This window comes from Nonomuraea cavernae (assembly GCF_040655715.1).
GTDB lineage: Bacteria > Actinomycetota > Actinomycetes > Streptosporangiales > Streptosporangiaceae > Nonomuraea > Nonomuraea cavernae_A.
On the sequence record NZ_JBFAKL010000004.1, the window covers coordinates 335,182 to 357,914 of the forward strand.

The 22,733-nt window shown below is 70.9% G+C and carries 20 protein-coding genes; 12 read left to right on the forward strand and 8 right to left on the reverse strand.

Annotation, left to right across the window (positions count from 1 at the left end; genetic code table 11):
• Positions 1 to 3 precede the first annotated feature (3 nt).
• The 5 genes from cydB to AB0I38_RS08555 all read left to right on the forward strand — a co-directional run bounded on the left by cydB (position 4) and on the right by AB0I38_RS08555 (position 5,668).
• Positions 4 to 969 carry a cytochrome d ubiquinol oxidase subunit II gene (gene cydB / locus AB0I38_RS08535; protein ID WP_358464070.1) on the forward strand — a complete coding sequence of 322 codons (966 nt, stop codon included), beginning with the start codon at positions 4 to 6 and terminating at the stop codon, positions 967 to 969.
• A gap of 128 nt (positions 970 to 1,097) precedes the next feature.
• The gene (locus AB0I38_RS08540; protein WP_358464073.1) at positions 1,098 to 2,084 is read left to right on the forward strand and encodes an Acg family FMN-binding oxidoreductase; all 987 of its coding nucleotides are present in this window, start codon (positions 1,098 to 1,100) and stop codon (positions 2,082 to 2,084) included.
• A 112-nt stretch (positions 2,085 to 2,196) separates the two neighbouring features.
• Positions 2,197 to 2,409, forward strand: a complete 213-nt coding sequence (locus AB0I38_RS08545; protein WP_189124677.1) for a heavy-metal-associated domain-containing protein — start codon at positions 2,197 to 2,199, stop codon at positions 2,407 to 2,409.
• Positions 2,406 to 3,404, forward strand: a complete 999-nt coding sequence (locus AB0I38_RS08550) for a hypothetical protein (protein WP_358464076.1) — start codon at positions 2,406 to 2,408, stop codon at positions 3,402 to 3,404. The genes AB0I38_RS08545 and AB0I38_RS08550 overlap by 4 nt, the downstream gene beginning before the upstream one ends.
• Before the next feature lie 35 nt (positions 3,405 to 3,439).
• Positions 3,440 to 5,668 (forward strand): heavy metal translocating P-type ATPase, encoded by a 2,229-nt coding sequence (locus tag AB0I38_RS08555; protein ID WP_358464079.1) that lies wholly within the window; start codon positions 3,440 to 3,442, stop codon positions 5,666 to 5,668.
• 22 nt (positions 5,669 to 5,690) lie between these two features.
• Here AB0I38_RS08555 and AB0I38_RS08560 read toward each other — a convergent pair whose 3' ends face one another.
• Positions 5,691 to 6,110 (reverse strand): MerR family transcriptional regulator, encoded by a 420-nt coding sequence (locus tag AB0I38_RS08560; RefSeq protein ID WP_358464082.1) that lies wholly within the window; start codon positions 6,108 to 6,110, stop codon positions 5,691 to 5,693.
• Positions 6,111 to 6,138: 28 nt separating this feature from the next.
• Here AB0I38_RS08560 and AB0I38_RS08565 point away from each other — a divergent pair, with 28 nt between their 5' ends.
• Positions 6,139 to 6,894, forward strand: coding sequence for a methyltransferase domain-containing protein (locus tag AB0I38_RS08565; protein WP_358464085.1), 756 nt, complete (start codon positions 6,139 to 6,141; stop codon positions 6,892 to 6,894).
• A 6-nt stretch (positions 6,895 to 6,900) separates the two neighbouring features.
• Here AB0I38_RS08565 and AB0I38_RS08570 read toward each other — a convergent pair whose 3' ends face one another.
• Both AB0I38_RS08570 and AB0I38_RS08575 read right to left on the reverse strand, forming a co-directional pair.
• Positions 6,901 to 8,421 carry a long-chain-fatty-acid--CoA ligase gene (locus tag AB0I38_RS08570; RefSeq protein WP_358464088.1) on the reverse strand — a complete coding sequence of 507 codons (1,521 nt, stop codon included), beginning with the start codon at positions 8,419 to 8,421 and terminating at the stop codon, positions 6,901 to 6,903.
• The gene (locus AB0I38_RS08575; protein ID WP_358464091.1) at positions 8,408 to 9,784 is read right to left on the reverse strand and encodes a PucR family transcriptional regulator; all 1,377 of its coding nucleotides are present in this window, start codon (positions 9,782 to 9,784) and stop codon (positions 8,408 to 8,410) included. The genes AB0I38_RS08570 and AB0I38_RS08575 overlap by 14 nt, the downstream gene beginning before the upstream one ends.
• 193 nt (positions 9,785 to 9,977) lie before the next feature.
• On the opposite strand from AB0I38_RS08575, the gene AB0I38_RS08580 reads away from it, so the two are divergent.
• The 5 genes from AB0I38_RS08580 to AB0I38_RS08600 are packed head-to-tail and all read left to right on the forward strand — an operon-like array spanning position 9,978 to position 14,696.
• On the forward strand, positions 9,978 to 10,736 hold the full coding sequence (locus AB0I38_RS08580; RefSeq protein WP_358464094.1) for an ABC transporter ATP-binding protein: 759 nt from the start codon (positions 9,978 to 9,980) through the stop codon (positions 10,734 to 10,736).
• Positions 10,737 to 10,794: 58 nt separating this feature from the next.
• The gene (locus AB0I38_RS08585) at positions 10,795 to 11,523 is read left to right on the forward strand and encodes an ABC transporter ATP-binding protein (RefSeq protein WP_358464097.1); all 729 of its coding nucleotides are present in this window, start codon (positions 10,795 to 10,797) and stop codon (positions 11,521 to 11,523) included.
• A gap of 2 nt (positions 11,524 to 11,525) precedes the next feature.
• Positions 11,526 to 12,407, forward strand: a complete 882-nt coding sequence (locus AB0I38_RS08590) for a branched-chain amino acid ABC transporter permease (protein ID WP_358464100.1) — start codon at positions 11,526 to 11,528, stop codon at positions 12,405 to 12,407.
• A complete protein-coding gene (locus tag AB0I38_RS08595; protein ID WP_358464103.1) occupies positions 12,404 to 13,426 on the forward strand; it encodes a branched-chain amino acid ABC transporter permease in 1,023 nt (340 codons plus the stop codon). Before AB0I38_RS08590 ends, AB0I38_RS08595 begins: the two co-directional genes overlap by 4 nt.
• Before the next feature lie 4 nt (positions 13,427 to 13,430).
• Entirely contained in the window at positions 13,431 to 14,696 is a 1,266-nt protein-coding gene (locus AB0I38_RS08600; RefSeq protein ID WP_358464106.1) for an ABC transporter substrate-binding protein, read from the forward strand.
• Positions 14,697 to 14,714: 18 nt separating this feature from the next.
• On the opposite strand, the gene AB0I38_RS08605 is transcribed toward AB0I38_RS08600, so the two are convergent.
• From AB0I38_RS08605 to AB0I38_RS08625, 5 genes are all read right to left on the reverse strand, one after another.
• Positions 14,715 to 15,938 (reverse strand): acyl-CoA dehydrogenase family protein, encoded by a 1,224-nt coding sequence (locus AB0I38_RS08605; RefSeq protein ID WP_358464108.1) that lies wholly within the window; start codon positions 15,936 to 15,938, stop codon positions 14,715 to 14,717.
• A 76-nt stretch (positions 15,939 to 16,014) separates the two neighbouring features.
• Positions 16,015 to 16,992, reverse strand: a complete 978-nt coding sequence (locus AB0I38_RS08610) for an ABC transporter ATP-binding protein (protein WP_358464111.1) — start codon at positions 16,990 to 16,992, stop codon at positions 16,015 to 16,017.
• Positions 16,982 to 18,850, reverse strand: a complete 1,869-nt coding sequence (locus AB0I38_RS08615) for a dipeptide/oligopeptide/nickel ABC transporter permease/ATP-binding protein (protein WP_358464114.1) — start codon at positions 18,848 to 18,850, stop codon at positions 16,982 to 16,984. The genes AB0I38_RS08610 and AB0I38_RS08615 overlap by 11 nt, the downstream gene beginning before the upstream one ends.
• Positions 18,843 to 19,781: an ABC transporter permease gene (locus AB0I38_RS08620; RefSeq protein ID WP_358464117.1), complete on the reverse strand. Its 939-nt coding sequence runs from the start codon at positions 19,779 to 19,781 to the stop codon at positions 18,843 to 18,845. Before AB0I38_RS08620 ends, AB0I38_RS08615 begins: the two co-directional genes overlap by 8 nt.
• On the reverse strand, positions 19,778 to 21,400 hold the full coding sequence (locus AB0I38_RS08625; RefSeq protein WP_358464120.1) for an ABC transporter substrate-binding protein: 1,623 nt from the start codon (positions 21,398 to 21,400) through the stop codon (positions 19,778 to 19,780). The genes AB0I38_RS08620 and AB0I38_RS08625 overlap by 4 nt, the downstream gene beginning before the upstream one ends.
• Positions 21,401 to 21,543: 143 nt before the next feature.
• Between AB0I38_RS08625 and AB0I38_RS08630 the strand changes: the two genes are divergently transcribed.
• Positions 21,544 to 22,227: a TetR family transcriptional regulator gene (locus AB0I38_RS08630; RefSeq protein ID WP_358464123.1), complete on the forward strand. Its 684-nt coding sequence runs from the start codon at positions 21,544 to 21,546 to the stop codon at positions 22,225 to 22,227.
• Positions 22,228 to 22,733: the final 506 nt, after the last annotated feature.

The following is a 22,733-nucleotide window of genomic DNA, read 5'->3' on the forward strand; positions in this document are numbered from 1 at the left end:
GTCATGGAACTCACCACCGTCTGGTTCGTACTCATAGCCGTGCTGTGGACCGGCTACTTCGTCCTTGAGGGCTTCGACTTCGGGGTCGGCATCCTGCTGCCCTTCCTGGGACGCGACGAGACCGACCGGCGCACCATCGTGCGGTCGATCGGGCCGGTCTGGGACGGCAACGAGGTGTGGCTGCTGGTGGCCGGCGGCGCGACCTTCGCCGCCTTCCCCGAGTGGTACGCCACTCTGTTCAGCGGTTTCTACCTGCCCCTGTTCCTCATCCTGCTGGCGTTGATCATGCGCGGCGTGGCCCTGGAGTACCGCAACAAGAGCGACAGCACCAAGGGCTGGGACCGGGCCTTCTTCTGGGGTTCGCTGGGCCCAGCGCTGCTGTGGGGCGTCGCGTTCGCCAACATCGTGCGCGGCGTGCCGCTCGACGCCGGCCACGAGTACACCGGGACCCTGTTCACCCTGCTCAACCCGGTCGCCCTGCTCGGCGGTGTGGCCACGCTGCTGCTGTTCACCCAGCACGGCGCCGTCTTCCTCGCCCTGCGCACCACCGGCGACCTGCGGGCGCGGGCCGTCCGGGCCGCCCGGCTGCTCGCCCCGGTCACCATCCTCGTGGGGCTGGCGTTCCTGCTCATCGTCCGGTCCGGGGCCGTCTCCTGGGTGGCCCTGGCACTGGCCGTCGCGGGCCTCGCCGGCACCCTGGTCGCCACCCTGATCGGCCGTGACGGCTGGGCGTTCACCGCCAGCGCCGTCGCCATCGTCGCGGTCACGGCCACTCTGTTCACCAGCCTGTGGCCGAACGTGATGCCCGCGCTCGACCCGGCCAACAGCCTGACCGTGATCAACGCCGCCTCCAGTCCGTACACGCTGACGGTGATGACCTGGGTCGCGGCCATCTTCACGCCTCTGGTGCTGCTCTACCAGGGCTGGACGTACTGGATCTTCCGCCGCCGTCTGACGGGAGCATTCTGAGGGGAGTCCGATTGGGTGAGGGCCGGTTGGGTGAAGGCCGACGGTCCCTAGCCGGACGGGACCTTCGGCCCTCACCGTATCCCGCGGGCCGTGATGAGCTGGAGTGGACACCGGTTGGAGGGTGCGCGATGACCACTCGAACGCCAGAGCAGCGGGAAGACGCGATCAGGGCGGCGCTGGAGGCCGGCCGCTGGGCGCCGTCCGTGCACAACACGCAACCCTGGTCCTTCTCCGTGTCCGGCGACGTCGTCAGTCTGCGCGCCGACACCGACCGCAAGCTGCGCGTGGAGGACAGCTCCGGGCGGGAGCTGCTGATCGGCTGCGGCGCCGCCCTGTTCAACATCCGTACGGCCCTGCGGTGCGCGGGTTTCGAGCCCATCGCGCGGGTGTTGCCGGACCCCGATCGCCCGTCGCTGGTGGCGACCGTGGGCGTCGGGACCCCGATGGAGGCCGACGAGCACACGCGGCTGCTCGGCGGCGAGTTCGAGCGGCGGCGCACCCACCGGGCGGGGTTCACCGACCTGCCCGTCCCGGAGCGGCTGATCGAGGCGCTGGTCGGCGAGGCCAGGAGCGAGGGGGCCAGGCTGACGCCGGTCGTCGTACCCGAGGCGATCGAGGTCATCGCGGCGCTCACCCGGGCCGCCCAGGGGGTGCAGGCGCAGGACCGGCGCTTCAGCCTGGAGGTGATCCGCTGGGCGCGCCCGCCGGGCAGCGGCCGTGGTGACGGCGTGCCGGCCGGGGGCTACCCGCGCGAGGCGGCGCCGACGGAGCCGAGGTTCGCGCAGCGTGACTACGCCTGGCGGCACGAGTGGGGCAGCGAGGCCGACCAGAGCAAGTCGGCGGCGACCGGGGTGGTCGCCCTGCTGACCACCTCGGGCGACAGCCGCGAGGACTGGATCGCCGCCGGTCAGGCGTTGCAGCGGGTGCTGCTGCGGGCCTCGGCCCACGGCGTCAGCGCGGCCTTCCACACGCAGGTGCTGGAGATGCGCCACCTGCGCGAGTTCCTCAAGGACGAGCTCTGCTCGGGCGAGTCCCCTCAGATGATCATTCGGTTCGGGATCACGTTCGACGACAAGGACGCCGTCCGCCGGCCCCTGTCCGAGCTCGTCGACTGAGGCCGAACGCATGCCCGGAACGGACATCCCATTTGCCTTCGATATAGGGTGGGGGGGTATGGTATGAATGAACCTGTTGTTCGGAGAGCACACTGATGAGGGGTTGACGAGGATGAGCACCAGCACCTATGTCGTCGAAGGCATGACCTGTGGCCACTGCGTGAGCTCGGTCAAGGAGGAGGTCGGCCAGGTCGAGGGTGTCACCTCGGTCGAGGTCGAGCTCGACGGCGGGTTGCTGACGGTCGGCAGCGACGGCCCGGTCGAGCAGGCGAAGATCAGCGCCGCCGTCGAGGAGGCCGGCTACACGCTGGTGTCGCGGTCATGAACACCGCGGCCAGACTCGGCGCCTACGCCCTGGGGCTCGCCGTCGTGTTCGGCGGAGCCCTGGGCGTGGGCGCGGCAGTGGGTGAGACGGCGGGTGAGACGGCGGCCCCGGCCCCACGCGGCCACGACACCGCCCAGCAGGGCCACGACGCGGCCTCACCCGCCGCCGAGCAGAGCCATGACACCCCGCACGCGTCCGCCGAGCAGCCGGCGAGCGATACCCCCGGAGGGCTTCAGGTGTCCGAAGGCGGCTACACGCTGACCCCGCTCACCACCGGGATCAAGCCCGGCGAGCGCACCGAGTTCACGTTCACCGTGACCGGCCCCGACGGCCGTCCGGTCACCGGCTACGACGTGGCACACGACAAGAAGATGCACTTCATCGTGGTCTCCCGCGACCTGGGCAGCTTCGGGCACCTGCACCCCGAGATGAGCCCCGACGGCGTCTGGTCGGTCAAGATGACCTTCCCGGCCGCCGGGCCCTACCGCGCCTTCGCCGACTTCGCCCCCACCGGCCGGAGCGGCCTGACACTGGGTGCCGACCTGTTCGTCGCGGGCGACTACCACCCCCAGGAGCTGGAGCCGGTCAACCGCACGGCCGAGGTCGACGACTACACTGTGAACCTCGACGGTGACCTTGTGCCCGGCCAGGCCAGCAGGCTCACGCTCACGGTGAGCAAGGACGGCGAGCCGGTGACCGACCTGCAGCCCTACCTCGGCGCTTATGGCCATCTGGTGGCGTTGCGCGCGGGCGACCTGGCCTACCTGCACGTCCATCCCGATGACACCGGCACGGCCGGTTCCCGGATCGCCTTCGACGCGCAGGTGCCGAGCGGCGGCGCCTACCGGCTGTTCCTGGACTTCAAGCACGGGGACGTCGTACGAACCGCGGACTTCACCGCGAACGCGGGCCCGGCGCCGACGGTCGCGACACCGGCCGCCACGCCGTCCGCGACACCGGCCGCCACGCACGGCGACGCCGATCACGGCCACTGACGCGGCCGCGGACGCGAAACGACAAAGGAGGGGTGATGTCCCAGCACACGTCTCACATCACCGATGACAGGTCAGACCAGGCGGTCGAGCTTTCGATCGGCGGGATGACGTGCGCGTCCTGCGCCAGCCGCATCGAGCGCAAGCTCAACAAGCTCGAAGGCGTCACCGCCACGGTCAACTACGCGACGGAGAAGGCCAAGGTCACCTTCACCGGCGACGTCGAGCCGCAGGAGCTGATCGCCGAGGTCGAGAAGGCGGGCTACACCGCCACGCTGCCCGCCCCGCCCGCCGAGCCGGACGCCGCGGCCGAGCCCGACGACGGGCTGCGCCCGCTGCGCCAGCGGCTGATCACCGCGATCGTGCTGAGCGTGCCGGTGATCGCGATGGCGATGATCCCGCCGCTGCAGTTCACCTACTGGCAGTGGCTGTCGCTCACGCTCGCCGCTCCGGTCGTGGTCTACGCGGGCTGGCCGTTCCACAAGGCGGCCTGGACCAACCTGCGCCACGGCGCGGCGACGATGGACACGCTGATCTCGATGGGCACCCTGGCGGCGCTGGGCTGGTCGCTGTGGGCGTTGTTCCTCGGCACGGCCGGCATGCCCGGCATGACCCACCCGTTCGAGCTGACCATCCAGCGCACCAGCGGCGCGGGCAACATCTACCTGGAGGCCGCGGCGGGGGTGACCGCGTTCATCCTGGCCGGCCGCTACTTCGAGGCGCGCTCCAAGCGCCGGGCGGGCGCGGCGCTGCGGGCGCTGCTGGAGCTGGGCGCCAAGGACGTCGAGCTGGCCGACGGCCGCCGGGTCCCCGCCGACCAACTCGAGGTGGGCGACCGGTTCGTGGTCCGGCCGGGGGAGAAGATCGCCACCGACGGCGTGGTGGAAGAGGGCAGCTCGGCGGTCGACGCCTCGATGCTGACCGGCGAGTCGGTCCCGGTGGAGGTCCGTGAGGGCGATCCGGTCACCGGCGCGACCGTCAACGCCGGCGGCAGGCTCGTGGTCCGGGCGACCCGCGTGGGCTCCGACACCCAGCTGGCCCAGATGGCCAGGCTGGTGGAGGAGGCGCAGACCGGCAAGGCCGAGGTGCAGCGGCTGGCCGACCGGATCTCCGGCGTCTTCGTGCCGATCGTGATCGCCCTGTCGGTCGCCACCCTGGGCTTCTGGCTCGGCACCGGCGGCGGCGCGGGCGCGGCGTTCACCGCGGCGGTGGCCGTGCTGATCATCGCCTGCCCGTGCGCCCTCGGCCTGGCCACCCCGACCGCGCTGCTCGTCGGCACCGGCAGGGGCGCTCAGCTCGGCATCCTGATCAAGGGTCCCGAGGTGCTGGAGTCGACCCGCGAGGTGGACACGATCGTCCTGGACAAGACCGGCACGGTGACCGAGGGCCGGATGACGCTGACCGGCGTGCACCTGGCCGAGGGCGAGCAGCGTGAGGAGGTGCTGCGGCTGGCCGGCGCGCTGGAGCACGCCTCCGAGCACCCCATCGCCCAGGCCGTTGCCCGCGCCGCCAGGTCCGACGCGAAAGTCGAGGACTTCGCCAACGTCGAGGGGCTCGGCGTCCAGGGCGTCGTCGACGGGCACGCGGTGCTCGTCGGCCGGCCCCAGCTGCTCAGTGAGTGGTCCCAGCACCTTCCCCCCGAGCTGGTGCGGGCGGTCGAGGAGGAGCAGACGGCCGGCCGTACGGCGGTCGCCGTCGGCTGGGACGGCCGGGCGCGCGCCGTGCTGGTGGTCGCCGACGTGGTCAAGCCCACCAGCAAGGAGGCGATCGAACGGCTGCGCGGGCTGGGGCTCACCCCGGTGCTGCTCACCGGCGACAACGAGGCGGTCGCCCGCACGGTCGCGGCTGAGGTGGGCATCGACGAGGTGATCGCCGAGGTGCTGCCCGCCGACAAGGTCGAGGTGGTCAAGCGGCTGCAGGGCGAGGGCCGGGTCGTGGCCATGGTCGGCGACGGGGTCAACGACGCCGCCGCGCTGGCGCAGGCCGACCTGGGCCTGGCCATGGGCACCGGCACCGACGTCGCCATCGAGGCGTCCGACCTCACGCTGGTCCGGGGCGACCTGCGGGTGGCCGCCGACGCGCTGCGCCTGTCGCGGCGCACGCTGGCCACCATCAAGGGCAACCTGTTCTGGGCCTTCGCCTACAACGTGGCCGCCCTGCCGCTGGCCGCCGCGGGCCTGCTCAACCCGATGATCGCGGGGGCCGCGATGGCGTTCTCCAGCGTCTTCGTGGTCACCAACAGCCTCCGGCTGCGCGCGTTCAAGTAGCGCGTTCAACGTTCAGGTCGCGTCACGGGGGTGGAGGGCCCGGCGTCCCGGAGATCCGTTCGTCCAGCATGGCCTGGAAGTTGGGGCAGCTCATGAAGTCCTCGTGGTCGCAGTCGAGGGCGCAGTCGATGAGCTCCAGTGACGCCCGCGCCTGGGCGATGCGGCGGGCCAGGGCGGCCCGGTGGCGCGACAGGACCGCGCGCCGGGCCGCCGGGTCGGTGGTGGTGATCATCTCGCGGATGTCGTCCAGCCCGAACCCCGCCTTCTTGGCCCGCAGGACGACGGCGACGCGGTAGAGGTCGCCGGGCCCGTAGCGGCGGCGGTCGCCTTCGGCACGGACCGGCGAGAGCAACCCCATCGACTCCCAGTGCCGCAGGACGTGGGGGGCGAGGCCGAACCGGGCGGCCACGTCGCCGATGCTCATCGTCGCGCTTGACTTCATGTCGACATTAACTTGCATGCTGGGCCGCATGTCGACACCAACCTCTGCGGAATCGCTCATCCGCCTCATGGACATGGCCGAAACCCTGCCCTCCGCCGTCGCGCTGCGTACGCGCTCGTACGAACTGCTCGAACTCGACGCGGGCGCGAGGGTGGTGGACGCCGGGTGCGGCACCGGCCGCGCGGTCGTGGAGCTGGCCGAACGGGGAGCCCGGGCGGTCGGAGTGGACGCCGCCGAGGAGATGGTCGCGGCGGCGCGGAAGCGTTGGCCGGTGCACGACTTCCGGCTCGGCGACGTCTACCGGCTGCCGCTGGGGGACGGCGAGGTGGCCGGCTACCGGGCCGACAAGGTCCTGCACGTGCTCACCGACGCCCCGCGCGCGTTGCGGGAGGCGAGACGGGTGCTCGCCCCCGGGGGCCGGATCGTCCTCATCGGGCAGGACTGGGACACCTTCGTCATCGACTCCGACGACCCCCGGCTCACCCGCGTGATCGTGCACGCCCGCGCCGACCTGGTGCCGGACCCGCGCGTGGCCCGCCGCTACCGCAACCTGCTGCTGGACGCCGGGTTCGAGCAGGCGGACGTCGAGGTGCACACGGCCGTCTTCACGGATGAGACCATGCTGCCCATGCTCACCGGGCTCGCGGAGGCCGCCCGAGCCGCCGGCGCCATCACCGGCGAGCAGCACGCGGCCTGGACCGCCGAACAGCGCGAACGCGCCCGGAACGGCCGCCTGTTCCTGGCCCTGCCGCTCTTCGTGGCCATCGCGCGCCGCCCGTGCTGACGCTCTTCAGCGAGGGTTCGGGCGACGGCCCGCCGCCGTGCGGGTGCGGGAAACGGTCTCGGGCAGCGGGATCGCGCGTTTGAGGATCTTGCCGGTGGCCGTCACCGGCAACTCGTCCACGAACGAGACATGCCGCGGATACTTGTACGCCGCCACCCGCTCCTTCACGAAGGCGCGCAGGTCGTCGGCCTCGACCGGCACCCGCAATGCCACCACGGCCGCGATCTCCTCGCCCAGCTCCGGATGGGGCACCCCGATGACGGCGGCCTGCCGGACGGCGGGATGCTCGTAGAGCACCTCCTCCACCTCGCGCGGGTAGACCGTGTAGCCGCCTCGGATGATCACGTCGCGGCGCCGGTCGACCAGGAAGAAGAAGCCGTCCTCGTCGACCCTGCCGAGGTCGCCCGTGTGGAACCAGCCGTCGCGGATCGCCTCGGCGGTCGCGCCGGGGTTGTTCCAGTAGCCCTTCATGACGTTGGGGCCCCGGACCACGATCTCGCCGATGTCGCCGCAGGACACCTCGTGGCCGTCGTCATCGACCACCTTCATCTCGACGCCCTTGACCGGGTAGCCGATGGACCCGGGCCGGCGGGCGGGGCCACCCCGGTTGGACGCGGCCACGGCCGAGGTCTCGCTGAGCCCGTACCCCTCCACGATCGAGCAGCCGAGGCGCGTCTCGTAGTCGCGCAGCACGTCGAGCGGGAGCGCGGCCCCGCCGGAGACGCAGACGCGCAGCAGCGACATGTCGCCGGCCCCCGGATGGTCGAGCAGCGCGATGTACATGGTGGGCACGCCCTGGAAGACGGTGACCCCGTCACGGCGGATGACCTCCAGTGCCCGGCCCGCCTCGAAGCGGGGCAGCAGCGTGAGGCGCGCGCCCGCGTGCACGGTGGCGTTGAGCGAACAGGTCAGGCCGAAGGCGTGGTAGAGCGGCAGCGCCCCGAGGACCACGTCGTCCACGCCGAGCGCGTGCATGCGGGCGACCGTGGCGGCGTTGCCGTCGAGGTTGCCGTGGGTCAGCTCGATGCCCTTGGCCCGGCCGGTCGTGCCGGAGGTGTAGTGGATGAGGGCGGTGTCGCCGGGCGCCCTGGGGGTGATCTCGTGCTCGGCCGCGATGCCGCGCAGCAGCCTGCGGAACTCCTCGGGGACCACGAAGAAGCAGTCGGTGCCGGAGGCCGCGGTGCCGGCCTCGGCGGTCTCGGCGTAGGCGTGCCAGGCGATCAGCAGCCGGGGGCCGCAGTCGGCGACGTAGGAGGAGATCTCGCGCCTGCGCAGCAGCGGGTCGAGGGGGACGACGACCGCGCCGACGCGCAGCACCCCGTAGTAGACGACGGCGAACTCCGGCACGTTCGGCAGCATGATCGCGACCCGGTCGCCGACCCCGATGCCCCGCCCGCGCAGCATCGCGGCCACGCGGGCGCTCATCAGCTCCAGCGCGTCGTAGGTGAGCTCGGCCCCGTCGAGCGTGAGAACCGGCCTGCTGCCGAGCCGCGCGGTGGCGGTGTGGAGCCGGTCAGCGAGGTTCATGGAAAGACCGTACGCCCGCGCTCCCACGGTGCTCATTGGTCGCCGTGGCCAGTTTTTCCCGCCCGGCGTTGGGCGGCAGAGAGTCGTGCAGCGCGATCGCCACGAGCAGCTCCACGAGGTCGTTGATCCGGCGCAGGCTGCGGCCGGTGCGCTCCTGGATCCGGCGCAGCCGGTACTGCGCGGTGTTGGGGTGGATCTGCAGGCGCTCGGCGGAGGCGCGCAGGTTGAGGTCGGCGGCGGCGAACGCGCGGATCGTCGCGGTGAGCACGCCGCCGCGCGCCCGGTCCTCGGCCAGCAACGCGGTGATGCGCGGATCGACGAGGTGCCGGGCGGTGTCGTCGGCCCGCAGCGCGAGGTACTGGAACGGGGTGATCCTCGGCAGCGCCGCCACGCCGCCGTCCTCGGGCAGGAACTCCAGCACGGCGCGGGCCTCCTGGTAGGCCTGCGGAATCCCGGCGGTGCCGGTGACGACGGTGCTGATGCCCATGGCCAGCGTGATGCCCTCGCCGAGCAGGCTCTCGCGCACCGCCTGCAGCCGGTCGCACAGCTGCTCGGGGTCGCCGCCGGGGCCGAGCGCGGGGATGGCCACGATCTCCGACTGGCGCACGACGGACAGGGTGCGGGTGCCGTTGCCGCCGGTGCGGGCGATGGCCGCGCAGGCCGCGTGGCGGGCGTCGGCGCCCTGGTCGGGGCCGCGCCGCACGTCGGACCGCGATCCGATCAGCACCGCGATCACCACGAGCAGCGGCGCGCGCGTCTCAGGGCCGAGGCCGTGCGCCTGGGCCGCGGCGAGCTGCCTGCCACGCGTGGGCACGCCACCGGCCAGCAGTGTCTCCAGCAGGTCGCGGCTCTCGCGCACCGCCTCCGCCGCGGCGTACTGCTGGAACTCCATGTACGCGTTGGCCGCGTGCGTGCTGGCGAAGTCGCAGTAGCGCATGAGCGGGGCCGCGAGCGCCAGCGCGGCCTCGTGACCGGCGAACGAGGACCCCGCCCGCTCGACCACCGACTCCCAGAACACCTGCTGGCCGACCCGGAAGGCGTTGATGTAGTCGGCCAGGGCGACCCCGGCCCGCGCGCGCCGCATCGCCGCCCGCCGGGTGTAGGCGATGTCGTCCAGCGTCACCGTGCGGTCCTCCAGGAGCACGGCCAGCTTGCCGCGGTAGTGGCGGGCCACCTGGTCGCGCACGTCGGCGTGGAACGCGTCGTCCATCGCGGCGTAGGCGGGGATCTCGGCGCGCATCGTCGTGACCGCGGTGCCGGCCAGCTCGTCCAGGCCGTCGAGTAGTTCGGAGAGGATCCGGGCGCGTTCCGCGCGGACCGTTTCCGCACCAGTGAGCGTTTCCAAGCTGAAACCACTGGACATGCCGGGGATCATCCATGGTTGTCGCCGACAGGTCAACGGGTCGTAACCGGTCCGAGACAGATGCTGTGCTCTGCGGACAACTCCCCCCGAACTTCTTGGGTGTTCGTACCCAATGCGGGCGGTGACGGGCGGATCCTACGCTGACCCCAACTTCAGAACATTGTTCTCCACCCGCTGCGTCCCAGGAGGCCGGATGCTGGAGGTACACGATCTCACCGTTCGCTTCGGAGGCATCACGGCGCTGGACGGCGTCGGCTTCTCCGTGCGGCGCGGCGAGATGGTGGGGCTGATCGGCCCGAACGGCGCCGGCAAGACCACCCTGTTCAACTGCCTGACCCGGCGCTACGACGCCGACTCGGGCACGGTCACGTACGAGGGCCGGAGCCTGCTCGGCGTGGCCCCGCACGCGATCGCGGCGCTCGGCATCGCCCGCACCTTCCAGAACCTCGGCCTCTTCCCGCGCATGTCGGTGCGGGACAACGTGATGGTCGGCGCGCACCACAGGGGCCGGGCCGGATTCCTCACCGCCGGGCTGCGGCTGCCGGGGGTGGGCGGCGAGGAGCGCCGGCTGCGCGCCGAGGCCGACGAGGTGCTGGCCCGCCTGGCGCTGGCCGAGGTGGCCGAGCACCCGGCGGCCGGGCTGCCGTTCGGCACCCTCAAGCGGGTGGAACTGGCCCGGGCGCTGGTCGGCCGGCCGAGCCTGCTGCTGCTGGACGAGCCGGTCAACGGGCTCAACTCGGCGGAGGTCGAGGCGTTCGCCGGCACGTTGCGCGCCATCCGCGACGACCTGGACGTGACCGTGGTCGTGGTCGAGCACCACATGGGCTTCGTCATGGGCACCTGCGACCGGGTCGTGTGCCTGGACTTCGGCCGCAAGATCGCCGAAGGCACGCCCGCCGTGGTCCAGCGCGATCCCGGCGTCATCGAGGCGTACCTGGGGACGGCCGTATGAGCGAGCGAATCATTGAACACAGCAGCGTCTCGCTCATGCGACCGGCGAAGGAGGGCGTATGAGCGAGCTGGTGGTGACCGACCTGCACGCCGGGTACGGGGACGCCCGGGTGCTGCACGGGGTGAGCCTCACCGTGGGCGAGGGGGAGATCTGCGCGATCCTCGGCCCCAACGGGGCGGGCAAGACGACCCTGCTGCGGGCGCTGTCGGGCATGGTCAAGACGCGCGGGACCGTCCGGCTCGGCGCCGCCGACCTGGCCGGGCGCTCGCCCGACACGATCGCCCGGCAGGGCGTCGCGCACGTCCCCGAGGGGCGCGGCACGTTCATGCCGCTGACCGTCGAGGAGAACCTGCGCCTCGGGGCGTACGTCCGGCGGGCGAACCGGCGGGCCAGGGCCGAGGTGGACGCCGACCTCGAGCGCATCCACGGCTACTTCCCGGTGCTCAAGACCCGGCTGAAGCAGGCGGCGGGCAGCCTCAGCGGGGGCGAGCAGCAGATGCTGGCCATCGGCCGGGCGCTCATGCTGCGGCCACGGCTGCTGCTCCTCGACGAGCCGTCACTGGGGCTCGCCCCGCTGGTCACCCGGGAGCTGTTCCGCATCGTGCGGACCATCAACGAAGAGGAGCGGACCACCGTGGTCGTCGTCGAGCAGAACGCCCATCTCGCCCTCGGCATCGCCCAGCAGGCGCATGTCCTGGAGACCGGCAGGATCGTGCTGTCGGGCACGGCGGAGCAGATCCGCGCCGACGAGCAGGTCGCCCAGTCCTACCTCGGCTACCGGGTCTGACGATGACCGGTTTCCTGCAGCAGCTCGTCCAGGGCCTCGGCGCCGGCGCGATCTACGCCAGCCTGGCGCTCGCCCTGGTGCTCATCTACCAGTTCACCGGCATCGTCAACTTCGCGCAGGGCGAGCTGGCCATGTTCTCCACCTACCTCGCCTGGCAGTTCACCGCCGCCGGGATGCCGTTCTGGCTGGCCCTGGTGCTGACGCTGGCGGTGTCGTTCGCGGGCGGCATGCTGATCGAGCGGCTGGTCATCCGGCCCGTCGAGGGAGCGCCCGAGCTGACCGTGGTGATCGTCACCGTCGGCCTGTTCATTTTCGTCAACGCCGCCGCCGGCTGGATCTGGACCTTTCTGATCAAGGACTTTCCCAACCCGTTCCCCGGGGGCGCGCTGGAGGCCGGCGGGCTCAGGATGAGCTACTCGACGCTCGGCGTCCTCGTCGTGGTCGGCCTGGTCATGGGCCTGCTCTACCTGCTGTTCCAGCACACCAGGATCGGGCTGGGCATGCGGGCCGTGGCGACCAACCCCGACTCGGCCCGGCTCGTCGGCATCCGGGTCGGCTGGACGCTCGCGCTCGGCTGGGGCCTCGCCGCCACCGTCGGCGCCGTGTCGGGCGTCCTGGTCGCGCCGCTGCTCTTCCTGGAGCCGAACATGATGGGCGGCGTTCTCATCTACGCCTTCGCCGCGGCGACCCTGGGCGGCTTCGACAGCCCCGTGGGCGCGGTCGCGGGCGGCCTGATCGTCGGCGTCGCCGAGACGCTGGCTGGGGCGTACGTCGGGTTCATCGGATCCGATCTCAAGGTCGGGGTGCCGCTGGTGATCATCCTCGGCGTCCTGCTGCTGCGGCCCCAGGGGCTGTTCGGACGAGCGGCGGTGGAGCGGGCATGAGCGACACGGCGGAGGTCACGCGGGTGGACGCGCCGGCCCGGGGAGGGGCTTTTAGGCGGGTCGCGGCCGAGCGGTGGCGGTGGATCGTGCTGGCCGCCCTGTTCGCGGCGGCCTGCTACGCGCCCTTCCAGCTGGTGCCGTTCCGGGTCTTCCAGTTCACGATGGTGCTGGTCTACGCGGTGGCGTTGCTGGGGCTCAACCTGCTCGTCGGCCACGCGGGCCAGATCTCCCTCGGGCACGGCGCGTTCTTCGCCGTCGGCGCCTACGGGGCCGCGATCATGCTCGATCGGTTCGAGCTGCCCTATCCGGTGACGCTGCCGATCGCCGCCGCCGTGGCGTTCGTGATCGGGCTCGCGCTCGGGCTGCCGGCCATGCGGTTACGCGGCCTCTACCTGGCCCTGGTGACGCTGGCCATGGCGATCTTCCTGGTGCCGCTGCTCAAGCGGTTCGAGGAGGTGACCGGCGGGTCCATGGGGCTGACGCTGCCCAAGCCGGCGCCGCCCGCGTGGACCGGGCTGGCCGAGGACCAGTGGCTGTACTTCCTCGCCCTGGCCGTGGCCGTCGCCGCCTTCCTGGCGGCGTACAGCCTGATGCGTTCGCGCGTCGGACGGGCGCTGCACGCCATCCGCGACAACGAGGCGGCGGCCGAGACCATGGGCGTGCGGCTGTCGTTCTACAAGACACTCGCCTTCGCCTGGAGCGCGATGTTCGCCGGGGCGGCGGGCTGCGTCTACACCTGGGTGATCGGCTTCGTCTCGCCGGACTCGTTCGCCGTGACGCTCTCGATCACCCTGCTGGCTGGCCTCGTCGTCGGCGGCCTGGGCTCGCTCTCCGGACCGCTGCTCGGTGGGCTGTTCGTGATGTTCGTGCCCAGCATCTCCCAGGACGTCAACGAGGCCGCGCCCGGCGTCATCTTCGGCCTGTTGATCATCGCGGTGATGTACGTCGCTCCGACCGGACTCGCCGGGCTGACCGGACGCGCGGCGCATTCGATCAAGAAGACTCTCCGGAGGGAGTAAAGGAATGCGGGTAACTGCGATCGGCTGTACGGCTGTGCTCCTGCTCGCCATGACGGCTTGCGGCGGACGGGAGGAGGCGGGCACCGGCACGACGGCCACAGGTCAGTGTCAGGGGCAACAGACGACCGGCATCACCGACAAGAGCCTCAAACTCGGCGGCATCTATCCGCTGTCGGGTCCCGCCTCCGCCTACGGCGCCATCCCCAAGGGCATCAAGGCGTACTTCGACTTCGTCAACGCCGAGCAGAACGGCATCGGCGGGCGCAAGGTGGAGTTCCTGGTACGGGACGACGGCTACCAGCCGCCCAAGGCCGTGGAGGAGGCGCGCAGGCTGGTCGAGCAGGAGAAGGTGTTCGCGCTCTTCCAGACACTGGGCACCCCCTCGACCACGGCCACCTGGGACTACGCCGACCAGCAGAAGGTGCCCCAGGTCTTCGTCGCCACCGGCGCGTCCACGTGGGGCACCGACACCGCCCATCCGTGGACCATCGGCTGGCAGCCCAACTACGTCTCCGAGGCCCGCGTCTACGCGCAGTACCTCAAGCAGGAGAAGCCCGAGGCCAAGGTGGCGGTGCTCTTCCAGAACGACGACTTCGGCAAGGACCTGCTCGGCGGGTTCAAGCGGGCCATCGAGGGCACCCAGGTCAAGATCGTGGCCGAACAGAGCTACGAGGTCACCGATCCCAGCGTCGACCCCCAGATGAGCAACCTGGCCGAGTCGAAGGCCGACGTGTTCCTCAACGTGACGACGCCGAAGTTCGGCTCCCAGGCGCTGGCCGCCGACGCCAAGAACACGAGCTGGAACCCGGTGCACATCGTCAACAACGTCGCCGCGTCCGTAACCGTCCTCAAGCCCGTCGGGTTCGAGAACGTGCAGGGCGTCGTGTCGTCCACGTACTACAAGGACCCCAACGACCCGACGTGGCGCAGCGACCAGGAGATGATGCGCTACCAGGCCAAGATGAAGCAGTACGCCCCTGACGCCGACCCCGCCGTGCCCTACCACGCCTTCGGCTGGGCGGTGGCCAGCAGCTTCCACAAGGCCATGGAGGCGGCCAAGTGCCCGACCCGCGAGGGGCTGCGCGACTCGGTGCGCGCCCTCAACGACGTGCAGGTCGACATGCTGCTGCCGGGCGTGACGATGAGCACCGGACCCGATGACGGCTTCCCCATCGAGTCCATGCAGCTCATGACGTTCAAGGGTGAGCGGTGGGAGCTCTTCGGCGACGTGATCGACACGCGCAAGGAGTTCGGCCCGCTCACCGGCTGACGGCTGCGCGGCACGCCGTCACAGGGGCAGGCCCCCTGTGGCGGCGCTGGTCGATCCGGTGGTGCGGTAGGCGTCGATGGTCCGCTCGGCGATGCGCATCTGGTGGATCTCGTCGGCGCCGTCGGCGAAGCGGGCCCAGCGGGCGTGCTGGAACATGTGGGCCAGCGGCGTGTCGGTGGAGTAGCCGAGCGCGCCGTGCACCTGGATCGCCCGGTCGATGATCCGGTTGAGGCTGTTGGCCACGAAGTGCTTGGCCATCGACACCTCGGTGCGGAAGTCCTCGCCCTTGTCGATCTTCGAGGCGGCGTGCAGCACCATCAGCTTGCACTGGTAGAGCTCCATCGCCGAGTCGGCGATCAGCCACTGGATTCCCTGCTTCTCGGCGAGCAGCGAGCCGTGGCTGTACCTGTTGAGCGCCCGGTCGACCATCATGTCGAGCGCCGTCTCCGCCTGGGAGATCCAGCGCATGCAGTGCGCGAGCCGCGCCGGGCCGAGGCGGTACTGACCGAGCCGGTGGCCGTCGCCGCGCCCGCCGAGGATCTGACCGTCCGCCACCCGCAGGTCCCTGATGACGATCTCGCTGTGGCCTGTCGAGCCGTGCATCGTCTCGACCTCGCGGACGTCGTGCCAGCCCTCCTGCGGCAGGTCGATGAGGAAGGCCGTGTTGGCGCCGCGCGCGCCCTCGGGCACGTCGGTCTCGGTCCGCGCGATGAGGATGGCGAAGCTCGCCCGCCGGGCGTTGGAGATGAACCACTTGTGGCCGTTGATGATCCACTCGTCGCCGTCCTTGACGGCGGTGGTGCGGATCAGCGTCGGGTCGGAGCCCGCCACCTCGGGCTCGGTCATCGCGAAGCACGACATCGTGCGGCCGTCGAGCAGCGGGCGGAGGTACTTCTCCTTCTGCTCGTCGTTCGCCCAGTGCAGCAGCGTGTGCATGTTGCCCTCGTCGGGCGCCTGGCAGTTGAGCACCCACGGGCCGAGCCGCGTCTTGGCCGCCTCGGACTGGACCATGGCCAGCTCGACGTGGCCGAGGCCCATGCCGCCCCACTCCTTGGGCATGTGCGGCAGCCAGAGCCCCTCCGCCTTGGCCTTCTCGCGCAGCTTGAAGATGGTCCGCAGGTACGTGTCGCGGTCACCCTCCTCCAAATCCTCGACGGCCGGGATGACGGTGCCCTGGATGAAGGCCCGCACCCGCTTGCGGATCTCCTCGTGCTCGGGGGCGAGGGTGAAGTCGATGGCCATGGTGCTCCTTGAGTCTGGTTCCGCCTCAGTCTGTTCCGGTGCAGGCTGATACGGAATGTCAGGCTGGTGTGGAATGTCAGGCTGTTTCCGGGAAGTGGCAGGCCACCCAGTGGTCGCCGGCCAGCGGCCGGATCACCGGCTCCTCCTCGGCACACCTGGAGGCCGCCCTCGGACACCGGGTACGGAAGCGGCAGCCGCTCGGCGGGTCGACCGGTGACGGCGGCTCGCCCTTGATCAGCTGATCGGCCGGGGGCAGGTCGAGGCCGCTGCCCGGGATCGAGGCGAGCAGCGCCCGGGTGTAGGGGTGGGCGGGCCGCTCGATCAGCTCGGTGCTCGGAGCCAGCTCGCACATCTTGCCGAGGTACATCACCAGGATCCGGTCGCTGACGTTCTTCACCACGGCCAGGTCGTGGGCGATGAACACCAGCGTGAGCCGGTAGCGCTCCTTCAGGTCCTCCAGCAGCCCGAGGATCTGCGCCTGCACCGAGACGTCCAGGGCGGACACCGGCTCGTCGCAGATCACCACCTCCGGCTCCAGCACCAGCGCCCGCGCGATGGAGATGCGCTGGCACTGGCCGCCGGAGAACTCGTGCGGGCGCCGCACGGCCGCCGTCGCCGGATCGAGCCCGACGGCCTCCAGCACCTCGTCCACCCGGTCCCCGCCGGCGCCCCACACGCGGGTGCCCTCACTGACGATGTCGCGGACCCGGCGGCGCGGGTTCAGCGACGAGATCGGATCCTGGAAGATCATCTGCAGTCGCCTGCGGGTGCGCCGCAGCGCCTCGCCGCGCAGCGTGGTCAGCTCGACGTCGTCCAGCCGCACCGAGCCGCCGCGCGGCGGCGGCAACTGCACGAGCGCCCGCGCGGTGCTCGACTTGCCGCACCCCGACTCGCCGACGATGCCCAGCGTCTCGCCCGGCGCCAGGTCGAAGCTCACCCCCGACACCGCCCGCACGGTACGGCCCCGCCCCGCGGGGAACTCCACGACCAGGTCCTCCACCTGGAGCAACACCTGGTCCCGGGGACGAAGATGGGCGTTTCCGCTACCGGCCACGGCTCTCGGCTCCTTCGCTGATCGGGCTGCCGGTGGGATACCAGCACGCGTACAGATGACCGTCCTCAAGCAGGCCCGGAGCCTCCGTCGCGCACCGGTCGCGGGCGTAGGCGCAGCGCGGCTGGAAGGCGCAGCCCGACGGCAGGTCCACCAGGTCCGGCGGCCGGCCGGGGATGACGCGCAGCCGGTGGTGCGCCGGGTCGGTCAGCCGGGGCGCCGCCTGCAGCAGCGCCTCGGTGTACGGCATGCGGGTGCGCCCGAAGATCTCGGCCGTGGGGCCGCGTTCCACGACCTTGCCCGCGTACATCACGATGACCTCGTCCGCCCACTCGCGAACCACCGCGAGGTCGTGGCTGACCAGGACGACCGCCATGTGGCGCTCCTCCCGCAGCCGGTGGAGCAGCCGCAGGACCTGGTCCTGGATGGTGACGTCGAGGGCGGTCGTGGGCTCGTCGGCGAACAGCACGTCGGGGCCGCACGACAGGGCCATCGCGATGGTCACCCGCTGCCGCATGCCGCCCGACAGCTGGTGCGGATAGCGGCCCAGCATGCGTCCGGGATCGGGAATGCCGACCTGGGCGAGCAACCGCGCGGCCTCCTCGCGGGCCTGCTTCCGGTTCATCCTCATGTGCACCCGGAGCGGCTCGGCCAGCTGCGCGCCGATCGTCCGCACCGGATTGAGTGCGGTCATCGGATCCTGGAAGACCGTGCCCAGGCGCGGGCCGAGGATGTGCCGCATCTCCTCGGGGGTGTGCCGGGTCAGGTCGTCGCCCTCCAGGTACACGTTGCCGCTCCGGTCGACGCCCGAGCCGGGGAGCAGGCCGAGGATCGAGCGGATCAGCATCGACTTGCCCGAGCCCGACTCGCCCACGATGGCCAGCGTTTTGCCGCGCTCCAGGGTGAAGGAGACCCCGTCGACGGCCTTGACCAGGCCGCGTTCGGTGACGAAGTGCGTCCGCAGGTCCTCGACCTGGAGCAGGCTGTCGCCCACCGCGTGGACGGGGGCGGCGGGGGCCGCCGGAGGTGCCTGCCGTACGGGCTCCAGGCCGCTGTGCCGGACGTCGGTCAGCGCCCTGAGCCGGTCGCCCACCAGGTTGAACGAGAGCACGGTCAGGAACATGACCAGCGACGGCGCCAGCACCACGTGCGGCGCGTCGTCCATCAGGGTGCGGCCCTCGTTGATCAGTCCGCCCCAGGTGGGCGTGGGCGCCTGGACCGACAGCCCGAGGAAGGCCAGGCTGCCCTCGGCCACCACGATCACGGCCATCCCGATGAACGCGAAGGAGGCGGCGGGCACCGCCACGTTCGGCATGATCTCCCGCCACAGGATCCTGCTGTCCCGCACGCCCAGCACGCGGGCCGCCAGGACGAACTCCCGGTCGGCGAACGAGAGCGTCGCGCCCCTGATCAGCCGGGTCCACGCGGGCACGCCGAGCACCCCGAGCACGATCAGCACGTTGCGCAGGCTGGCCCCGGCGAACGCCACCACGGCCAGCGCGAAGACCAGCGCCGGGAAGGCCAGCGCGACGTCGTTGAACGCCATGATGATCGCGTCCGTCGCCCGCCTGCGGTATCCCGCCAGGATGCCGAGCGGACCGCCGATGGCCAGTCCGAGCAGCACCGCGCCGATGCCCACGCCGAGCGAGACCCGCGAGCCGTACACGACCCGGCTGAACACGTCGCGGCCCAGGCCGTCGGTGCCGAACGGGTGCTCGGCGCTGGGACCCGACCGGGGCGGCCCGGCCAGCGTCTCGTCGTAGCGCGCGATGGGCAGCAGGTCGGCCAGCAGCGCCCCGGCCAGCACCAGCAGGATCCAGAACGCCGCGATCCAGAACCCGGGGCCGAGGCGCCTACGCATGCCGGATCCTCGGGTCCACGGCGGCGTACACCAGGTCCACCACGAAGTTGACCAGCACGTAGCCGACCGAGATCAGCACGACGCCTCCCTGCACGGTCAGGTAGTCGCGGGAAAAAATGGAGTCGACGATGAGCCGGCCGATGCCGGGCAGCCCGAAGAGCGTCTCGATGATCACGGTGCCGCCGATCAGCGCCCCGAGGTTCAGCCCCACGGCGGTGATCAGCGAGATCGTGGACGGGCGCAGCGCGTGCCGCCACAGGATGCGTCGCGGCGACAGGCCGCGGGCGCGCGCCAGCGTGATGTAGTCCTCCTGCAGCGTCGCGATCAGGTCGGTACGCAGCAGCCGCGCGTAGACCGCGAGCTGCCCCGCCCCGAGCGTGATCGCGGGCAGCAGCACCGAGGTGATGTTCCATCCCAGATCCACCGAGATCGGGGTCCACCCGGTGGCCGGCAGCACCTGCCAGGTGACGGCGAACACCAGGATCAGCAGCACGCCGAGCACGAACACCGGAGTGGACAGCAGCGCGAAGCTCATCGCGGTGAGCACCTGGTCCAGCGTGCCGCCGGCCCGGCGGGCCGCCGCCACGCCCACCGGAACCGCCAGTCCCAGCGCCACGATCTGCGCCGCGACCAGCAGTTCCAGCGTGACCGGCAGCCGCTCGGCCAGCTCCTGCGCGACCGGCACCTGGTTGATGTACGAGGTGCCGAAGTCGCCGGTGACCAGGCCGCCGAGCCAGTCGGCGTACTGGACCAGCAGCGGCTGGTCCAGGCCCAGTTCCTGGCGGAGCTGCGCACGGGCCTCCTCGGTCGCCGACAGACCGAGGATCTGTGTCGTCGGGTCACCGGGAAGCAACCCGAGCAGGGCGTAGGACAGGAACGTCACCACGAGCAGGACCACCAGGAGCCGGACCAGCCGGTGCAGGAGGATCACTGCTGGGTGATCCAGACGCCGGAGAAGGGGTGGTAGGGGATGGGTGACCCGGTCATGGGCAGGCCCTTCTCCCCGTCCGGCAGCACGTGCTCGCCGATGCCGCGCACCGTGGTCTTGGCGATGATGGCCCCGGTGTCGAGGTGGTCGACGAACACGTACGGCACCAGCTCACGCAGCCGCTGCTGGACGGTGGCGTACGCCTGCTTGCGCGTCGCCTCGTCCGGGCTGGTGCGGCCCACGTCGAAGGCCTGGCTGAGCTTGTCGTCCTTGAGACGGGTGAAGTTCAGCGAGATGGCGCCGACGGGGCCCGCGTACGCCTTGTGCATCCAGATGTACTCGCCGTCGGGGTCAGGTGAGGAGAACTGGGTCCACACGGTGGCGGCGAAGTTGCCGGTGACCGCTCGGTTGATCAGGTCGGCCTGGTCGGCCTGCTTGATCGTCACCTCGATGCCCGCCTTGCGCCACATGTCCTGCGCCAGCTCGATGCCCTGCATGGTGTTGGGGTCGGGAGTGGAGATGATCTCGAACTTGATCGGCCCCTTGTCCGCCTCGACCTCCTTGACCAGCGCGGTCGCCTTGGCCAGGTCGTACTCCGGGTAGCCGCCGCCGGGGCTGTACCACTTGGAGTCCTGAGACCAGGGGCCGTCGGCCTCCTTCGTGAGCCCGCCGCGCAGCGTCGAGATGACCGCCTTGCGGTCCATGGCGTGCGCCAGCGCCTTGCGGACCCTGATGTCGTCGAAGGGCTTGACGGCGGTGTTGAGCATGAACATGTACTCGGCCACGGCCATGCCCTGCGACCGCTGCACCGTGAAGGCGTCCTTGAGCGCGCCGAACTTGGTGATGTCCTCGTCGCGGCTGGTGCCCATAGCGTCGAGCTGCCCTGCTTCGAGCGTCTGCGCGCGGGTCTGGCTGTCGGGCAGGATCCGGAACTCGATCTGGGTCAGGTACGGCAGGCCCTTGCGCCAGTAGTTGGCGTTCTTGGCCACGACGAACCGGCTGTCGGGCACGTACTCCTGGAAGGTGAACGGCCCCGTGCCGATGGGCTTCTGGCTGGCGCCCCGGGGGTCGGCGAGGGAGGACGGCGGCACGATCATGCCGATCTGCGCCGCCAGATAGTACGGAAAGGCCACCCACGGCTGCTTCAGCTTGACCTTGACCGTCTTCGGGTCGACCAGCTCGAACGACGAGACCGGCGCGAGCACCGCGTTGTTGAGCGGCGACGCCTTCTGCGCCTCGAGGTTGGCCTTGACCACCTCACCGGTCAGCGGCGTGCCGTCGGAGAACGAGACCCCCGACCTGACCGTGATCGTCCACTCGTCGGACTTCTTGTTGGGTGTCAGGGATTCGGCCAGATAGGGCTTCCAATCGCCGTTGACGTCCACGCTCACCAGTGGCTCGATGATCGTCGTCGCCATGCTGTAGCTCTGCGCCGCGAACTGGTCGGTCACCGGGTTGAATCCGGCGGCGTCGGCGCTGAGCCCGTACACCAGCTTGCCGCCGACGACGGGTGTCGTCGGGTCGGAGCTCTTCTCACTGACGGCCACGGGTCGCTGCCCGCTGCACGCCACCAATACCACCGAAGCCAGCGACAACGCCGCCAGTCTTCTCCAGCGTTTCATCCACGCCTCCTCCCGGTCATCCCCCCGAGAGCAATTTCACCGATAGTACTATCGGTGAGGAAAGTCACAAGTGTCCAGTGCCGATCGTTATCCAGGGACTCCCGGCGATACTGTTATCGGCGAGAAGCAAGAGGGAGGTGGCCGTGAGCAGCACACCGCTCACCAGGAGCGAGGCCAAGGACCTGACCCGGCGCAGACTGATCCGCGCGGCTCTGGCCATCCTCGACACCGAAGGCGAGACGGGGCTGACGACCGTCAAGGTAGCCAAGGCCGCGGGCATCGCCCAGTCCAGTTTCTACGTGCACTTCAGGGACAAGCAAGATCTGCTGCGGGTGCTCGGCGACGAGGGTGGCGACCGGCTGCGCCGATCCATGAGGGAGGCGCGGCGCCGGGCCCGCGAGGCGCCCGACGTCACCGAGCACCAGCGCGACACCTTCCGCATCCCGCTCGAAGCCATCTGCCGCCACCCCGAGCTGCTGCGCATCCTGCACCGTGCCCGGCACGACCCCTCTTCGTCCATGCACGAGTTCGCCAAGGAGGCCTCGCTCGCCTACCGCGACCACCACGCCGCCGACCTCGCGGCCCTCGGCTACACCGCCGACAACGAGCGCGACCGGCTGCGGCTGGAGATGATCGCCGAAGGCATCAACGCCGCTACCAATGCGTTGGCCCTCGGGCATCTGGAGGGGCGGTATCCCGATCTGGAGGAGGCCGTGGACGTGCTGGTGTCGCTGTCGAAGGGGGCGCTGCGGATGCTGAAGTCGTCCAGTGCGGCCGCCGCTCGCGAGGCCGGCCCGGTCGCCGGCGGTGCCGGGCCCGGGGGGTGAGTCCACTTGGGCATCTTTTCTCGGGTTGCGGGTGTGGCCGCGCGGGCTGAGCTTGTGAGGTTTTGTGTGCTGCGGGTGTGGTCGCGCGGGCTGAGCTTGTGATGCTTTGTGTTGCGGGCGCCTGGCCCGCGGAGGCGGGTGGGCGTTCCGGCCGACCGCGATTGCCTGGGGTCTGGTGATGTTCGCCTTCGGCCTTGTTTCGGGCGCGGGGGTACTTGGCACGGTCTTAAGTCGGCCGGAACGCCCACCCGCCTCCGCTTTTCTGTGTCCGGCCGCTCTGTCTTGCGGCCGTAGTTCCTGCTGAGGTCCGTCGCCCCGGTTCCCGCCGCCGCTGAAGCTCCTGTGGCCCTTCGTGTCGTCTTGCTCGCCGTAGCTGAAGCCTTCACTCGCCGGCACAGTGTCAACGGCCGAGTGCGTGTCGCCGCTGGTGGCCAAGTCGAGGTCCCCGCGTCTTCGTAGTTGACTACTTCTTGGTGAGGCGTCGCCCTGTCCGGGTTCGTGCCTGT

Excerpts from the sequence above, each read along its gene's own strand:
- cydB (WP_358464070.1), top strand. The coding sequence starts at position 4 with ATGGAACTCACCACCGTCTGGTTCGTACTCATAGCCGTGCTGTGGACC.
- AB0I38_RS08540 (WP_358464073.1), top strand. The coding sequence starts at position 1,098 with ATGACCACTCGAACGCCAGAGCAGCGGGAAGACGCGATCAGGGCGGCG.
- AB0I38_RS08545 (WP_189124677.1), top strand. The coding sequence starts at position 2,197 with ATGAGCACCAGCACCTATGTCGTCGAAGGCATGACCTGTGGCCACTGC.
- AB0I38_RS08550 (WP_358464076.1), top strand. The coding sequence starts at position 2,406 with ATGAACACCGCGGCCAGACTCGGCGCCTACGCCCTGGGGCTCGCCGTC.
- AB0I38_RS08555 (WP_358464079.1), top strand. The coding sequence starts at position 3,440 with ATGTCCCAGCACACGTCTCACATCACCGATGACAGGTCAGACCAGGCG.
- AB0I38_RS08560 (WP_358464082.1), bottom strand. The coding sequence starts at position 6,110 with ATGAAGTCAAGCGCGACGATGAGCATCGGCGACGTGGCCGCCCGGTTC.
- AB0I38_RS08565 (WP_358464085.1), top strand. The coding sequence starts at position 6,139 with ATGTCGACACCAACCTCTGCGGAATCGCTCATCCGCCTCATGGACATG.
- AB0I38_RS08570 (WP_358464088.1), bottom strand. The coding sequence starts at position 8,421 with ATGAACCTCGCTGACCGGCTCCACACCGCCACCGCGCGGCTCGGCAGC.
- AB0I38_RS08575 (WP_358464091.1), bottom strand. The coding sequence starts at position 9,784 with ATGTCCAGTGGTTTCAGCTTGGAAACGCTCACTGGTGCGGAAACGGTC.
- AB0I38_RS08580 (WP_358464094.1), top strand. The coding sequence starts at position 9,978 with ATGCTGGAGGTACACGATCTCACCGTTCGCTTCGGAGGCATCACGGCG.
- AB0I38_RS08585 (WP_358464097.1), top strand. The coding sequence starts at position 10,795 with ATGAGCGAGCTGGTGGTGACCGACCTGCACGCCGGGTACGGGGACGCC.
- AB0I38_RS08590 (WP_358464100.1), top strand. The coding sequence starts at position 11,526 with ATGACCGGTTTCCTGCAGCAGCTCGTCCAGGGCCTCGGCGCCGGCGCG.
- AB0I38_RS08595 (WP_358464103.1), top strand. The coding sequence starts at position 12,404 with ATGAGCGACACGGCGGAGGTCACGCGGGTGGACGCGCCGGCCCGGGGA.
- AB0I38_RS08600 (WP_358464106.1), top strand. The coding sequence starts at position 13,431 with ATGCGGGTAACTGCGATCGGCTGTACGGCTGTGCTCCTGCTCGCCATG.
- AB0I38_RS08605 (WP_358464108.1), bottom strand. The coding sequence starts at position 15,938 with ATGGCCATCGACTTCACCCTCGCCCCCGAGCACGAGGAGATCCGCAAG.
- AB0I38_RS08615 (WP_358464114.1), bottom strand. The coding sequence starts at position 18,850 with ATGCGTAGGCGCCTCGGCCCCGGGTTCTGGATCGCGGCGTTCTGGATC.
- AB0I38_RS08625 (WP_358464120.1), bottom strand. The coding sequence starts at position 21,400 with ATGAAACGCTGGAGAAGACTGGCGGCGTTGTCGCTGGCTTCGGTGGTA.